The sequence below is a fragment of the Kocuria flava genome (assembly GCF_001482365.1).
Taxonomy (GTDB): domain Bacteria; phylum Actinomycetota; class Actinomycetes; order Actinomycetales; family Micrococcaceae; genus Kocuria; species Kocuria flava.
In genome coordinates this window covers 2,662,176-2,676,083 of the sequence record NZ_CP013254.1, presented here as the reverse complement: position 1 = coordinate 2,676,083, position 13,908 = coordinate 2,662,176, and the positions used below count along the sequence as shown (strand labels likewise).

Here is a 13,908-nt window from a genome sequence, read left to right as displayed (position 1 = left end):
ACCGGGAGCCGCGGGCCGTTCGTCGTCGGGGCCGCAGGGTCAGGCGGGCAGGATCACCCCGGCGAAGCGGACGAAGACCGTCCCGAAGACCAGCACGAGCAGCACCGCGCTCGCGAACCAGGCCCACGCGCCGCCGGCCCGGCGCAGGGCCGCGGGGGCGGGGAGCACGCCCGCCTCGAGGTTGCGGGCGGTGGTGTGGGCGAACAGCACCGTCTGCACGACCCACACGAGCATGCAGTACAGGCACAGGGCGTTGATCTCGAACGTGGTCTGCCACCACAGCCACAGCACGAAGGCCCAGCCGAGGGTCACGCCGATCTGCACGCACCACCAGTACCAGGCGGCGAACCGGGCGCCCGCGAGCACCGCGGCGGCGATCACCGCCACGACGGCGTAGGCGACGATGCCGATGAAGGGGTTCGGGAAGCCGAAGGCCTCCGCCTGCGGGGTGCGCATGACCGTCCCGCAGGACAGCCAGGAGTTGATGTCGCAGCTGGTGCGGTGACCGGCGTCGAGGAACAGCTGGAGCCGCTCGTAGACGAGCGTGGCTGCGCCGTAGAAGCCGAGCACCGCGGCGGCCAGGGCCACCCCCGCCCAGCGCCGGTCCGGGCGCACCGCCGGGGCGGGGGCGGTGCCGGGGAAGTCGTCGAGGGAGGACGTCGTCGAGGTCACGCCCCGATCCTAGGCGATGGGCCCCCGCGACGGGCCGGCTCCCCGGGCTCCCGGCACCCGGAGGGACCGCCGGCCACCGCCCGGGACCGGGCGTCGGCGCCGGTCGGACGCCACAATCCGGCCGGGCGCAGGACGACTGTGCGACAATGGCCACGGTCGCACCCGCCCGTACGCGGGACGCGGCCCAGTCGGCCTCCGACCGCCGGCGCAGGACCCGCGGCTCTCATCGGATTGAGCGCGTCCCCGCCGGCCCCAAGACCGCTGCCCTCGCGAGCAGCGGCTCGGAGCCGCGGACTGGCTCGTCGCCGTCCCCGCCCGTTCGCGTGGCGTGCGGGACGCGGCGGGTACGCACAGGACTTCCGGCCGCCGCGTGCACCGCACCGGCGAAGCCGACCAAGCCGCTGCGGGCACCGGGTACGGACGGCGGACCGCGGCAGGAGCACATTTCGCACATGGATGCCGAACAGGTGAACCCGGCCGGGGCCCAGGACGCCCTGGAACCCGGTCAGCAGCACGCACACAACGAGGCCCGCGGCCAGCAGCCGCCCGCCGGCGCACAGGAGGCCCCGGCCACCGGTCCCGGTGAGGAGGAGGCCCCCGCGACCGGAGCGGCCGAGACCCCCGCGGCGGGAAGCCCCGGGCAGGAGGCCCCCGCGGCCGAGCCCGTCGGGCAGGACGCCCCCGCGATCGGAGCGGCCGAGAACCCCGCGGCGGGAAGCCCCGCGCAGGAGGCCCCCGTAGCCGGGCCCGCGGCGCACGAGGACCCGGCGAACGGCGCCGCCGCAGCTCCGGACACCGGCACCGCCGGTCACGGGGGTGCGGCCGTGGAGGCCGCCGGAGCGGGGCCCGCCACGGAGACCGCCGCGACCGGCGCGGAGCCCGTAGCGGCCGGCGCCGAGGCCGCAGCGGCGCAGGCCGCCGCGGCCCCGGCCGCGCAGGAGCCGGACGCACAGGAGCCGGACGCCCCGGCACCGCAGGGGACCGGCGCGGCGCGGACCGAGACCGACGTCCTCGACGTCGCCCCCGGCACGGCCCTGCCGGGCGAGCCCGAACCGCTGGCCGCCGCGCAGGAGGAGGCCGCGCCCGAGCACCCGGCGCCGGGCACGCCCGGGGCCGAGGAGGCGGCGGAGGACCTCGAGCCCGCAGGCCAGGCAGCCGACGAGGGTCCGCGCAGCACCCCCGGTGACCGTCAGCCGGACGCCCCGGAGCGGAGCGGCACCGGACCGCAGGACGCGGAACCGGACGCCGAGCAGGAGCCCGGGACGACGGATGCCCCGCACCGGGACGCCGACGGGACGGCTGCGCAGCGGCCGGACACCGACCGGCACGCCGCGCAGCCCGCGGACGCCGACGGGACCGCCGCGCAGCGGCCGGTCCCGGAGCAGGAGCCCGGGGCGCCGGAGCCCGAGCAGGACGAGGATCCCCTGACCGCCCTGAGCTCGGCCGTCACGGCCACCTCGATCATGTTCCACGCCCCGGACCTGGACCAGATCCGGCAGGCGGCGGAGGCCCGGGCGGCCCGCCGCCGGGAGGCCCGCCGCCACCGCGAGGAGGAGGCCTCGTTCGAGGACCAGGGCGACGGCGTGGACGCCGAGACCGCCGAGGCCGAGGACGAGGGCGGGGAGCAGCCCGACGGACCCGTCACGAGCCGGCGGCGGCGCCGGCGCCGCCGCGGGGACGTCGACATGGAGCTCGTGGGCGGCAGCGACGACGACCCGCCCAACACCGTCACCCGCGTGCGCGCCCCGCGCGGCGCGGAACCGGCCGGGCCCGACCAGGTCGTGGCCGTGAAGGGCTCCACCCGCCTCGAGGCCAAGAAGCAGCGCCGCCGCGAGTCCCGCCAGACGGGCCGCCGGCGCCAGGTGATCACCGAAGCCGAGTTCCTCGCCCGGCGCGAGTCGGTCGAGCGGCAGATGCTCGTGCGCCAGAAGGACAACCGGATCCAGATCGGCGTGCTCGAGGACGGGGTGCTCGCCGAGCACTTCGTCTCCCACACGCAGCAGGACTCCCTGATCGGCAACGTCTACGTCGGCAAGGTCCAGAACGTGCTGCCCTCCATGGAGGCCGCGTTCATCGACATCGGACGGGGCCGCAACGCCGTGCTCTACGCCGGCGAGGTCAACTGGGACGCGTCGCGCCTCGAGGGCGGCCCGCGCCGGATCGAGAACGCCCTGAAGTCCGGGGACTCGGTGCTCGTGCAGGTCACCAAGGACCCGGTCGGGCACAAGGGCGCGCGGCTCACGAGCCAGATCTCCCTGCCCGGGCGCTACCTCGTCTACGTGCCCGGCGGGTCGATGACCGGCATCTCCCGCAAGCTGCCCGACGTCGAGCGCAACCGGCTGAAGAAGATCCTCAAGGACCGGCTGCCGGACGGCGCCGGGGTGATCGTGCGCACCGCGGCCGAGGGCGCCTCCGAGGAGGAGCTCACCCACGACATCAACCGGCTGCGGGCGCAGTGGGAGCAGATCCAGGAGCGGGCGGGCTCCTCCAAGACCCTCGCCCCCGAGATGCTCTACGCGGAGCCGGACCTGACCATCAAGACCGTCCGGGACGTGTTCAACGAGGACTTCACGACGATGGTCGTCCAGGGCGAGGAGGCCTGGGACAACATCGAGGCCTACGTGACCTACGTGGCCCCGGACCTCCTGGACCGGCTCAAGCGCTGGGACGAGGACGAGGACCTGTTCGTGCACTACCGGGTGGAGGAGCAGATCCAGAAGGCGCTGGACCGCAAGGTCTACCTCCCCTCGGGCGGCTCGCTCGTGATCGACCGCACCGAGGCGATGACCGTCGTCGACGTCAACACGGGCAAGTTCACCGGCTCCGGCGGCAACCTCGAGGAGACCGTCACCAAGAACAACCTCGAGGCAGCCGAGGAGATCGTGCGGCAGCTGCGCCTGCGCGACATCGGCGGGATCATCGTCATCGACTTCATCGACATGGTCCTCGAGTCCAACCGCGACCTCGTGCTCCGGCGCCTCGTCGAGTGCCTGGGGCGCGACCGCACCAAGCACCAGGTCGCCGAGGTCACCTCGCTGGGCCTCGTGCAGATGACCCGCAAGCGCATGGGCACGGGCCTGCTCGAGGTCTTCTCGGAGCCGTGCGAGCACTGCGCCGGCCGCGGGGTCGTCGTCCACGACCACCCGCTCGAGGGCCGCGCCGGCGGGTCCGGCTCCGAGTCCCGCGAGCAGCGCCCGAACCGCACCGAGCGCAAGCGCAGCCGCCGCGGCGGCGCCGAGCAGCCGCCGCGGGCCGAGGCCCGCCCGGCCGAGGCGGATCCCGCGGAGAAGGCGAAGGCCGAGGCGGCCCGCACCGCGTTCGCGACCATCGCCGCCGCCACCCACCACGAGGTGCCGGCCGAGACCGCCGCCGAGGACGCGGCGGCCGGAACGGCTCCCGCGGCGGAGGGGGCCCGGGGCGAGGAGGGCGAGGGCCGCTCGGAGGGGTCCGGACGCTCCCGCAAGAAGCGGCGCGGCAAGCGCAGCCGCAACCGGGGCCAGGGCGGCGAGTCCGCGCAGCGGCCGGAGCCCGGGGACCGCGAGGAGCCCCGCGGCGAGGACCGTGGCGGCGAGCGCGCCGGGGACCGTGGCGAGGACCGCGGTCAGGACCGCGGGGCCGCGCCCGAGCAGCAGGACGGCGCCGCGTCGCGCCTGACGATCAAGGGCGAGGTCATCGAGCTCCCGCAGGGCCACGCCGCGGCCGGCGAGCAGCCCGGGCGCCCTGCGGAGGGCGCCCGGCTGACGCTGGACTCCCTGGCCGACGCCTTCGGTGCCCCGGCGGACGCGCAGGCCGAGACCCCGGCGCGCCGTGCCCCCGAGCCCGAGCCGGCCCCGCGGCAGGAGCGCGCCCCGCGGCAGGAGCGCGCCCCGCGGGAGAAGCCCGCCCGCCGGGCGGAGCAGCCCCGCCAGGCGGAGCAGCCGCGGCAGGAGGAGCCGGCCCGCCCGGAGGAGCCCGCACGGCCCCGTCGTCGTTCCCGCCGGGCCAGCGCCCCGGCCGGACGGGCGGGCGAGGCGACGGTCACCGCCGAGGAGGCCGCGGCCGCCGAGGGCGCCCGCCACGTCGCGAAGCTGCCCGCCCGGCCCGCCGGGCAGGAGCGCCCGCAGGGCTCCGGTGCCCCGACCATCGTGGGCGTCGGCGTCAAGGCCGAGGACCTCACCAGCGGCCGTCCCGCCGGCGAGGGCTGAGCCCCGGCGCCCGACCCTGCAGCACCCGGAAGGACCCCGGCCCGCGCGGCCGGGGTCCTTCCCCGTCCCGGTCCCGGCGCGGGGACCGCGCACGGACCCCGTCCGGGCGGCCGGGGCAGCCTACCGACCGGGGCCGTCCCCGCCCCGACCGCCGAACCGCCGGGCCCCGCGCCGGGCACGCCGCACCGGTCCGGACCCGCCGGGCCCCGCGCCGCACGGATGGCTAGACTGGCAGGACCACGTGACACGGGGTGCCGCGAGCAGCGGCTGAGATCACACCCGTCGAACCTGATCTAGTCAGTACTAGCGAAGGGATGTCGCAATGCGCGATGCCGTCTCCACCTCCCCGCCGCGGCCCGGGAGCGCCGCGCCCCCGGACCCCGCCCTCGCCGAGGCCGCCGCCGCGGCCCTCGAGCGGCTGCGCACGGCCGCCCCGCTCGTGCAGTGCATCACCAACACGGTGGTCGCCAACGTCACCGCCAACGTCCTGCTCGCCGTGGGCGCGTCCCCGGCGATGACCGACATCCAGGGAGAGGGCGGGGTGTTCGCCGAGCTCGCCGACGGGCTGCTCGTGAACACCGGCACGCCCTCCGCCGAGCAGCGCGGGGCGGCCTACGAGGCCGTCGGCGCCCGCTCCCGCGCGGGCCGGCCCTGGGTGCTGGACCCGGTGGCCGTCGGCGCGCTGCCCGTGCGCACCGCCCTCGCCCGCGACCTGCTCGCCTTCCGCCCGGCGGTGGTGCGCGGCAACGCGTCCGAGGTGATCGGCCTCGCCGGCGGCGCCGGCGGCCGCGGCACGGACGCCACCGACGACGTCGACGCGGCGCGCGGTGCCGCCGCCGAGCTGGCCGCACGGGCCGGGTGCGCGGTCGCCGTGTCCGGACCCGTGGACCTGGTGCGCTCCGCCGGCGGGACGGTCGTGCGCGTCCCCCACGGGAGCGCGCTGCTGACCCGCATCACCGGCGGCGGCTGCGCCCTCGGGGCCCTGACGGCCGCGTTCACCGCCGTGGCGGAGGATCCGGCGGCCGCGGCCGTCGCGGCCACCACCGTCTACACCCTGGCCGCCGAGGACGCCGCGGGCGCCGCCGGGGGGCCGGGCTCCTTCGCCGTGGCCCTGCTGGACCGGCTGCACGGGATCACCCCGGAGCAGGTCGCCGCCCGGGCCCGGCTCGTGCGCGAGGAGGACGACCGGTGAGCGCCCGCCTCGACCCCGCGGCCCTCGTCCTGCACCTCGTGACCGACACCGCCCTCAGCGCCCCGCGCCAGGTCCCCGACGTCGTCGCGGCCGCCGTGGCCGGTGGCGCCGGCATGGTCCAGGTCCGGGACAAGCACGCCTCCGCCCGCGAGCTCACGGCCCTGCTCGTGGCCGTGGCCGAGCGCGTGGGCCGTGCGGTGCCCGTGCTCGTCGACGACCGCGCCGACGTCTACCTCGCGGCCCGGGCCGCGGGGGCCCCCGTGGCGGGGGTGCACGTGGGGCAGGCCGACCTGCCCGTCGAACTCGCCCGCCGCGTCGTGGGCCCGGACGCGGTCCTGGGCCTGAGCGCGGCCTCGGCCGGGGAGCTGGCCGCCGCCTCGGCGCTGCCCCCGGGCACCGTGGACTACCTCGGCGTGGGCGCCGTGCACGCCACGCGCACCAAGCCCGACCACCCCGCGCCGCTCGGGGTCGAAGGCTTCGCCCGCGCCGCCGCCCGCACGGGCCTGCCGTGCCTGGCCATCGGCGGGGTGCGCGTCGAGGACGCCGCCCCGCTGCGCACCGCCGGGGCCGCCGGGCTCGCGGTGGTCTCGGGGATCTGCGCCGCCCCGGACCCCGCCGCCGCGGCCGCCCGCTACGTGCGGGCCTTCACCGCGTCCGGCCGCGCGCCGGGCGCCGGGCCGGACGGGCCGCCGGAACCGGCCGCCGCCGGCCCCGCCGCGGGGGAGGGGGCCCGGTGAGCGCGCGCGTGCCCCGCGTCCTGGCCGTGGCCGGCACCGACCCCACCGGCGGGGCGGGCCAGCACGCGGACCTGAAGTCGATCGCCGCGATGGGCGGCTACGGGATGAGCGCCGTGACCGCCGTCGTCGTGCAGAACACCCTCGGCGTGCGCTCGGTGCACGTCCCGCCCGCCGAGGTCCTCACCGCCCAGCTGGAGGCGGTCAGCGACGACGTCGTGGTCGACGCCGTGAAGATCGGCATGCTCGGCTCGGTGCCCGTGATCGAGGCCGTCGCCCGGTGGCTGGCGCAGCACCGTCTGCCGGTCGTGGTGCTCGACCCGGTCATGGTCGCCACCAGCGGCGGGCGCCTGCTCGAGCCCGACGCCGAGGACGCCCTGCGCGCCGTGCTCGGGCTCGCCGACCTCGTCACCCCCAACCTGCAGGAGCTGGCCGTGCTGGCGGGGGAGGACCCGGCCCCGTCGTGGACCGCCGCGCTCGCGCAGGGCCACCGCGTGGCCCGGACCCACGACGTGCTCGTACTCGTCAAGGGCGGGCACCTCGCCGGGGACCGGACCCCGGACGCCCTCGTGGGGCCCGGCTCGCCGGAGCCCCTCGTGGCCCTCGACGGCGCCCGCGTGCCCACGGCCAACTCCCACGGCACCGGCTGCTCCCTCTCCTCGGCCCTGGCCACCCTCCAGGTGCGGCACGGGGACTGGCCGACGAGCCTGCGGATCGCCCGCGAGTGGCTGCGCGGCGCGCTGGCGGAGGCCGACGGGCTCGAGGTGGGCGGCGGCAGCGGACCGGTCCACCACTTCCACCACGTCCAGGACGCCCTCGCGTCCTGGGGCACGGCACCGGAGCGGTTCAGCGAGGAGCTGTGGGCCGACTCCGCCGGGGTGCGCCGGCAGATCGAGGAGCTGGAGTTCGTGCGCCGGCTCGGCGACGGCCGGCTCGCGCCGGAGCCGTTCCTGGCCTACCTCGACCAGGACCTGCAGTACCTGGAGCACTACGGCCGGGCGCTGGCCCAGCTGGCGGCGCGCGCCCCGGACGAGGCCTCCCGGCGGTTCTTCGCCGCGGGCTCGCTGAGCTGCACCGAGACGGAGGCGCAGCTGCACCGGGCCCGGCTGCGCCAGGCCGGGCGGGAGCGCCCCGCCGCCGCCGGGCCGACCACCCGCCGGTACACCGCGTTCCTGCTGGCGGCCACGGCCGCCGAGCCGTACCCGGTGGGCCTGGCCGCGGTGCTGCCGTGCTACTGGGTCTACGCGGAGGTCGGACGCCACCTCCAGGGGCTGGCCGAGGCCGCCGGGCACGCCGAGCACCCGTACGCGGACTGGCTGGCCACCTACGCCGACGAGGGCTTCCAGGAGGCCACCCGCACGGCCCGCCGGCTGCTCGACGAGGCGGCCCGGGAGGCCTCCCCGGCGCTGCGCGAGCGGATGCGGGAGGCGTTCCTGGAGGCGTGCGCGCTCGAGCGGGACTTCTTCGCGGCACCCCTCGAACCGCCGCTCGCCGGCACCGCCGCCGGGCCGGGCGGACAGGGGCGTGCCGGGGCCGGGGCGGCGGGTCGTTTGCCGCGGGTTGGCGCGATCGAGTAGTCTTGACCCTCGGTGCCATGCCTGGTGCGCGCGCGTTCGACTCCGGACGCCCCGCCCGGCGGCACATGCGGGTGCAGTTCCTGAAATTGCGGCGACCCTGCGCTGACCACGGCTCGGTCCCACGGCCCGGTCACCGGCGGCTCGTCTCAACGTCGTTGGTCCTGTCAGGTGTGCGCTCGACCCGAACTGTTCCATCAAAGACGTCGAGAGAAGTGAGTTCCCAAGTGGTGTACGCGATTGTCCGCGCTGGCGGCCGCCAGGAAAAGGTCTCCGTCGGAGACCTCGTTACCCTTGACCGCGTCGCCGGCGGTGCAGGCAGCACCATCCAGCTTCCTGCCCTGCTGCTGGTCGACGGGGACAAGGTGACCTCCGACGCCGGGACCCTGGCCAACGTCAAGGTCACGGCCGAGATCGTCGAGGACCTGCGCGGTCCCAAGATCTCCATCCAGAAGTTCAAGAACAAGACCGGCTACAAGAAGCGCCAGGGCTTCCGCGCCGAGCTGACCACCGTCAAGGTGACCGGCATCGACGCCTGACCGTCCCGGTCCCCTCATCCGACAGCAGACGCCAGTCCTGACACGAAGGTAGGCACACCCCATGGCACACAAGAAGGGCGCGAGCTCCACCCGCAACGGCCGCGACTCCAACGCGCAGTACCTCGGCGTGAAGCGCTTCGGCGGCCAGACCGTCAACGCCGGCGAGATCCTCGTCCGCCAGCGCGGCACCCACTTCCACCCCGGCCAGAACGTCGGCCGCGGCGGGGACGACACCCTGTTCGCCCTGGCCGCCGGCCAGGTCGAGTTCGGCACCCGCCGGGGCCGGAAGGTCGTCAACATCCAGGCTGCCGCCGAGTAGTCCCCGGGCCGGCCCCGCCGGCCCCGGTGCGGGCACCGTCCGCACCACCCATGCCTGATGCCGTAGAGGGTGGGTGCTTCCAGCGCCCGCCCTCTACAGTTTTAAGCGGCCCCTCCCGCGGGCCCACGACACCGAGGAGTTCCCGTGGCCAGTTTCGTCGACCGCGTCGTCCTGCACGTCTCCGGCGGCAACGGCGGGCACGGCTGCGTGTCCGTGCGCCGCGAGAAGTTCAAGCCGCTCGGCGGCCCCGACGGGGGCAACGGGGGCGACGGCGGGGACGTGGTGCTGCGCGTCGACGGGCAGACCACCACCCTGCTCAACTACCACCACGCCCCGCACCGCGCCGCGCAGAACGGCGGCCCCGGCAAGGGCGACCTGCGCCACGGCCACCGCGGCGAGGACCTCGTGCTCTCGGTGCCCGACGGCACGGTCGTGAAGGACTCCGAGGGCAACGTCCTGGCCGACCTGGTCGGCGAGGGCGCCGAGTTCGTGGCCGCGGCCGGGGGGCAGGGCGGGCTGGGCAACGCCGCGCTGGCCTCCGTCAAGCGCAAGGCCCCCGGCTTCGCCCTCCTGGGCATCCCCGGGTCCTCCCGGGACATCGTGCTCGAGCTGAAGTCCATCGCGGACGTCGCCCTCGTCGGCTACCCCTCCGCGGGCAAGTCCAGCCTCGTGGCGGCCGTCAGCGCCGCCCGCCCCAAGATCGCCGACTACCCCTTCACCACCCTCGTGCCCAACCTCGGCGTCGTCCAGGCCGGGGACGTGCGCTACACGGTCGCCGACGTCCCCGGGCTGATCCCCGGCGCCTCGGAGGGGCGGGGCCTCGGGCTGGAGTTCCTCCGCCACGTCGAGCGCTGCGCGGCCCTCGTGCACGTGCTCGACTGCGCGACCCTCGAGCCCGGCCGCGACCCGGTCACCGACCTCGAGACGATCGAGGCGGAGCTGGCCGCCTACGCCGTGGACGACGCCCTCGACGGCGGGGGAGCCGTCCCGCTCACCGAGCGCCCGCGGCTCGTCGCGCTGAACAAGGTGGACGTGCCCGAGGCCCGCGAGCTGGCCGAGTTCGTCCGCCCCGAGCTCGAGTCCCGCGGCTACCGGGTCTTCGAGATCTCCACCGCCTCCCACGAGGGCCTGCGCGCGCTGACCTTCGCCATGGCCGAGGTCGTCGCCGAGGCGCGCGCCGCCCGGCCGGCCGTCCAGGAGGCCCCCCGCGTGGTCCTGCGGCCCAAGGGGGTGCGCGGGCCCGGTTTCACCATCACCCGCGAGGAGCGCAACCTCGAGCCGCTGTGGCACGTGCGCGGGGACAAGCCCGAGCGCTGGATCCAGCAGACCGACTTCAACAACGAGGAGGCCGTGGGCTACCTCGCCGACCGGCTGGCCAAGCTCGGCGTCGAGGACGAGCTGTTCCGCCAGGGCGCCCGCCCGGGCGACGCCGTGCTGATCGGCCCCGAGGACAACGGCGTGGTCTTCGACTGGGAGCCCACCATGGTCGGCGGCGCGGAGCTGCTCGGCGGGCCGCGCGGCACCGACCTGCGCCTGGCCGAGTTCGACCGGCCCACCCGCGAGCAGAAGCGCCGCGAGCACCAGGAGCGCAGGGACGCCAAGGCGGCCGCGCGCGCCGAGCTCGAGGAGGAGCGCCTCGCCGGGGTCTGGACGGAGTCCGTGCAGGCCCGCCGCGGCGCCGCCCCGCAGGCCCCGGACGAGGAGCCCGGCGCCTGACCCCGGCCCGGGCCCTCCGGCCGGAGGACCCGTCGCGCGGTGCGGCGCCGCGGGCGGCCCCCGCACGCCGGTGCGACCTCTGTCCGCCGCCGCCCGTCCCGCGGCGGGCCGGGGGCCCGTCGCGCCGGGCCCCGCGGCGGGCGCACGCCCCGTACACTTCCGGATCAGCGGCACGGCCCGCGGCCCGCACCCTCCGCCCGAACCCACCCGATCCACCGACCAGCCCGAGCACCGAACGGCGCCCCGAGACCGAAGGACGACCCAGAGGATGAGCGAGAACACGCAGGAGCACGCGATCGACGTCGAGCAGCTGGAGGAGGTCGCGGAGAAGTCCGCGATCCAGCTCAGCGCCGAGAACCGGGGGAAGAACCGCCGCAGCCCCGTGCACCGCCGGGAGGACATCCCACGGGCCCACCGGGTGGTCGTGAAGGTCGGCTCGTCGTCGTTGACCTCGATCGAGAGCTCCATCGACGAGCAGGCGGTCCGCACGATCGTCGACGCCCTCGGCGGGGCGAAGTCGCGGGGGATCGAGCTGGTCTTCGTCTCCTCCGGCGCGATCACCGCGGGCCTGGCGCCCCTGGGCCTGTCCCGGCGGCCGAAGAACCTGGCGGGCAAGCAGGCGGCGGCCGCCGTGGGCCAGGGGCTGCTGATGGGCCGCTACATCGAGTCCTTCGCCCGCTACGGCGTGACCGTGGGGCAGGTGCTGGTCACCGCCGAGGACCTGATGCGCCGCACGCACTACCAGAACACCCACCGCCAGATCGAGCAGCTGCTCGACTTCGGGGTGCTGCCCATCGTCAACGAGAACGACGCGGTCTCCAGCGCCGAGATCAAGTTCGGCGACAACGACCGCATCGCGGCGCTGATCGCCCACCTCATCAAGGCCGACGTCCTGCTGCTGCTCTCCGACGTCGACGCCCTCTACACGAAGGACCCGCGCAAGGGCGGCGAGCGGATCCCCGTGGTCGAGGACCCGCTCAAGGACCTCGAGGGCGTGCAGATCGGCTCCGTGGGCCGGGCCGGGGTGGGCTCCGGCGGCATGGTCACCAAGGTGCAGGCCGCCCGCATCGCCGCGGCCTCCGGCATCCCCGCCCTGGTGACCTCCGCGCAGAAGATCGACGCGGCCCTGGCCGGGGAGGACGTCGGCACGTGGTTCGCCACCACCGGCGGGCGGCGCAACGTCCGGCTGCTGTGGCTGGCCCACCTCGCCGACATCCAGGGCTCCCTGACCCTCGACGACGGCGCCGTGAAGGCCATCCGCCACCGCAACTCCCTGCTGGCCGCCGGCGTCACCGACGTCACCGGCAGCTTCGAGGCGGGCGACCCCGTGGTGATGCGCGACCAGAAGGGCCGGGACATCGCCCACGGGCTGTGCAACTACTCCTCGGAGGAGATCCCGCCCATGCTCGGGAAGAAGACCTCCGTGCTGGCCGAGGAGCTGGGCGAGGACTACAGCCGCGAGCTCGTCCACGTGAACAACCTCGTGGTCCTGCGCCCGCGCGGCGCACGGACTAAGCTGAAGAAATGACTTCCGCCGCACAGCAGACCGAAGCCACCAACGAGCGGGACGAGCGCAGCGGCAAGGCGATCGTCTCGGACACCGGGGTCGTCGCGACCTTCGGGGAGGACCCCGTCGCCGGGGTCTCGGCCATGGCCGACGACTCCCGGACCTCCGCCAAGGTCCTCGCCCGCGCCACGCGGGCCTGGAAGGACCGTGCCCTGCACGCCATGGCGGACCGGATCGAGCGCAAGCAGGAGATCGTGCTGGCCGCCAACGCCAAGGACCTCGAGCGCGGCCGCGTCAACGGCGTCTCCGAGGCCCTGCTCGACCGCCTCAAGCTCGACGCCGGCCGGGTGAGCGCCCTCGCCGACAGCCTGCGCGAGCTCGCCGCACTGCCCGACCCCGTGGGCGGGGTCGTGCGCGGGCGCACCCTGCCCAACGGGCTGCGCATGCGCCAGGTGCGGGTGCCCCTGGGCGTGGTCGGGGCCATCTACGAGGCCCGCCCGAACGTGACCGTCGACATCGCCGGGATCGCCCTGAAGTCCGGCAACGCGGTGCTCCTGCGCGGCGGCTCGGCCGCCGAGGAGAGCAACCGCGCGCTCGTGGGCGTCATCCGCGACGCCCTCGCCGACGTGAAGCTGCCCGTGGACCTCGTGCAGAGCGTCGACGAGTACGGCCGCGAGGGCGCCAACGCCCTCATGGGCGCCCGCGGCAAGGTGGACGTCCTCATCCCGCGCGGCGGGCACGGGCTGATCCAGTCCGTCGTCCAGAACGCCAAGGTCCCCGTGATCGAGACGGGCGAGGGCAACGTGCACCTGTTCGTCGACGCCACCGCCCCGAAGCAGATGGCCGTGGACGTGGTCGTCAACGCCAAGACGCACCGCACCAGCACCTGCAACACGACCGAGACCCTGCTGCTGCACAGCGGATTCGAGCACGGCGCGGCCGTGCTCTCCGCCCTGGACCGCGCCGGGGTCACCCTGCACGTCGACGAGCGCGCCGAGCAGCTGCTGCCCCCGGGCAGCGACCGCCACGTGCGCGCCACGGAGGAGGACTGGGGCACGGAGTACCTGTCCATGGACCTCGCCGTGAAGGTCGTCGACGACCTCGACGAGGCCCTCGCCCACATCGACCGGTGGTCCACCCGGCACACCGAGGCGATCGTGACCAACGACCTCGCCCACGCCGAGCGCTTCGTGGCCGAGATCGACGCCGCGGCGGTCATGGTCAACGCCTCGACCCGCTTCACCGACGGCCAGCAGCTCGGCCTGGGCGCGGAGGTCGGGATCTCCACGCAGAAGATGCACGCCCGCGGCCCGATGGGCCTCGAGGAGCTGACGACCACCAAGTGGATCGTCCAGGGCGACGGGCACGTCCGCCCCTGACCCGGTCGGCGCGGGCCCGCGGCGGATTCAGTACGATGTGAACCGTCCGGGCCCGCCGACCGCGGTGGGCGCGGCCCGCCCACCGACCACCT

10 protein-coding genes and 1 riboswitch are annotated in these 13,908 nt (G+C 76.0%); of the genes, 9 read left to right on the top strand and 1 reads right to left on the bottom strand.

The window, feature by feature from the left end:
* Positions 1 to 39: 39 nt before the first annotated feature.
* Entirely contained in the window at positions 40 to 672 is a 633-nt protein-coding gene (locus AS188_RS11920) for a vitamin K epoxide reductase family protein (protein WP_058859037.1), read from the bottom strand.
* A gap of 452 nt (positions 673 to 1,124) precedes the next feature.
* Here AS188_RS11920 and AS188_RS11915 point away from each other — a divergent pair, with 452 nt between their 5' ends.
* The 9 genes from AS188_RS11915 (at position 1,125) to AS188_RS11875 (ending at position 13,816) form a co-directional block, all read left to right on the top strand.
* Positions 1,125 to 4,856 carry a ribonuclease E/G gene (locus AS188_RS11915; protein WP_058859036.1) on the top strand — a complete coding sequence of 1,244 codons (3,732 nt, stop codon included), beginning with the start codon at positions 1,125 to 1,127 and terminating at the stop codon, positions 4,854 to 4,856.
* A 237-nt stretch (positions 4,857 to 5,093) separates the two neighbouring features.
* Positions 5,094 to 5,188, top strand: a riboswitch (TPP riboswitch).
* Positions 5,179 to 6,048 carry a hydroxyethylthiazole kinase gene (gene thiM, locus AS188_RS11910; protein ID WP_058859035.1) on the top strand — a complete coding sequence of 290 codons (870 nt, stop codon included), beginning with the start codon at positions 5,179 to 5,181 and terminating at the stop codon, positions 6,046 to 6,048. (Overlaps the previous riboswitch by 10 nt.)
* On the top strand, positions 6,045 to 6,785 hold the full coding sequence (thiE, locus tag AS188_RS11905; protein ID WP_083529430.1) for a thiamine phosphate synthase: 741 nt from the start codon (positions 6,045 to 6,047) through the stop codon (positions 6,783 to 6,785). Before thiM ends, thiE begins: the two co-directional genes overlap by 4 nt.
* Entirely contained in the window at positions 6,782 to 8,359 is a 1,578-nt protein-coding gene (locus AS188_RS11900; RefSeq protein ID WP_083529429.1) for a bifunctional hydroxymethylpyrimidine kinase/phosphomethylpyrimidine kinase, read from the top strand. Before thiE ends, AS188_RS11900 begins: the two co-directional genes overlap by 4 nt.
* A gap of 224 nt (positions 8,360 to 8,583) precedes the next feature.
* Positions 8,584 to 8,895, top strand: a complete 312-nt coding sequence (rplU, locus tag AS188_RS11895; RefSeq protein WP_058859034.1) for a 50S ribosomal protein L21 — start codon at positions 8,584 to 8,586, stop codon at positions 8,893 to 8,895.
* A gap of 61 nt (positions 8,896 to 8,956) precedes the next feature.
* Positions 8,957 to 9,214 carry a 50S ribosomal protein L27 gene (gene rpmA, locus AS188_RS11890; protein ID WP_058859033.1) on the top strand — a complete coding sequence of 86 codons (258 nt, stop codon included), beginning with the start codon at positions 8,957 to 8,959 and terminating at the stop codon, positions 9,212 to 9,214.
* 144 nt (positions 9,215 to 9,358) lie between these two features.
* Positions 9,359 to 10,930 (top strand): GTPase ObgE, encoded by a 1,572-nt coding sequence (gene obgE / locus AS188_RS11885; protein WP_058859032.1) that lies wholly within the window; start codon positions 9,359 to 9,361, stop codon positions 10,928 to 10,930.
* Positions 10,931 to 11,198: 268 nt separating this feature from the next.
* Positions 11,199 to 12,458 carry a glutamate 5-kinase gene (gene proB, locus AS188_RS11880; protein WP_083529428.1) on the top strand — a complete coding sequence of 420 codons (1,260 nt, stop codon included), beginning with the start codon at positions 11,199 to 11,201 and terminating at the stop codon, positions 12,456 to 12,458.
* Positions 12,455 to 13,816 carry a glutamate-5-semialdehyde dehydrogenase gene (locus AS188_RS11875; protein ID WP_083529427.1) on the top strand — a complete coding sequence of 454 codons (1,362 nt, stop codon included), beginning with the start codon at positions 12,455 to 12,457 and terminating at the stop codon, positions 13,814 to 13,816. Before proB ends, AS188_RS11875 begins: the two co-directional genes overlap by 4 nt.
* Positions 13,817 to 13,908 lie beyond the last annotated feature (92 nt).

Coding starts and splice junctions, on each gene's coding strand:
- thiM (WP_058859035.1), top strand. CDS start 5,179: ATGCGCGATGCCGTCTCCACCTCCCCGCCGCGGCCCGGGAGCGCCGCG.
- proB (WP_083529428.1), top strand. CDS start 11,199: ATGAGCGAGAACACGCAGGAGCACGCGATCGACGTCGAGCAGCTGGAG.
- AS188_RS11875 (WP_083529427.1), top strand. CDS start 12,455: ATGACTTCCGCCGCACAGCAGACCGAAGCCACCAACGAGCGGGACGAG.
- AS188_RS11915 (WP_058859036.1), top strand. CDS start 1,125: ATGGATGCCGAACAGGTGAACCCGGCCGGGGCCCAGGACGCCCTGGAA.
- rpmA (WP_058859033.1), top strand. CDS start 8,957: ATGGCACACAAGAAGGGCGCGAGCTCCACCCGCAACGGCCGCGACTCC.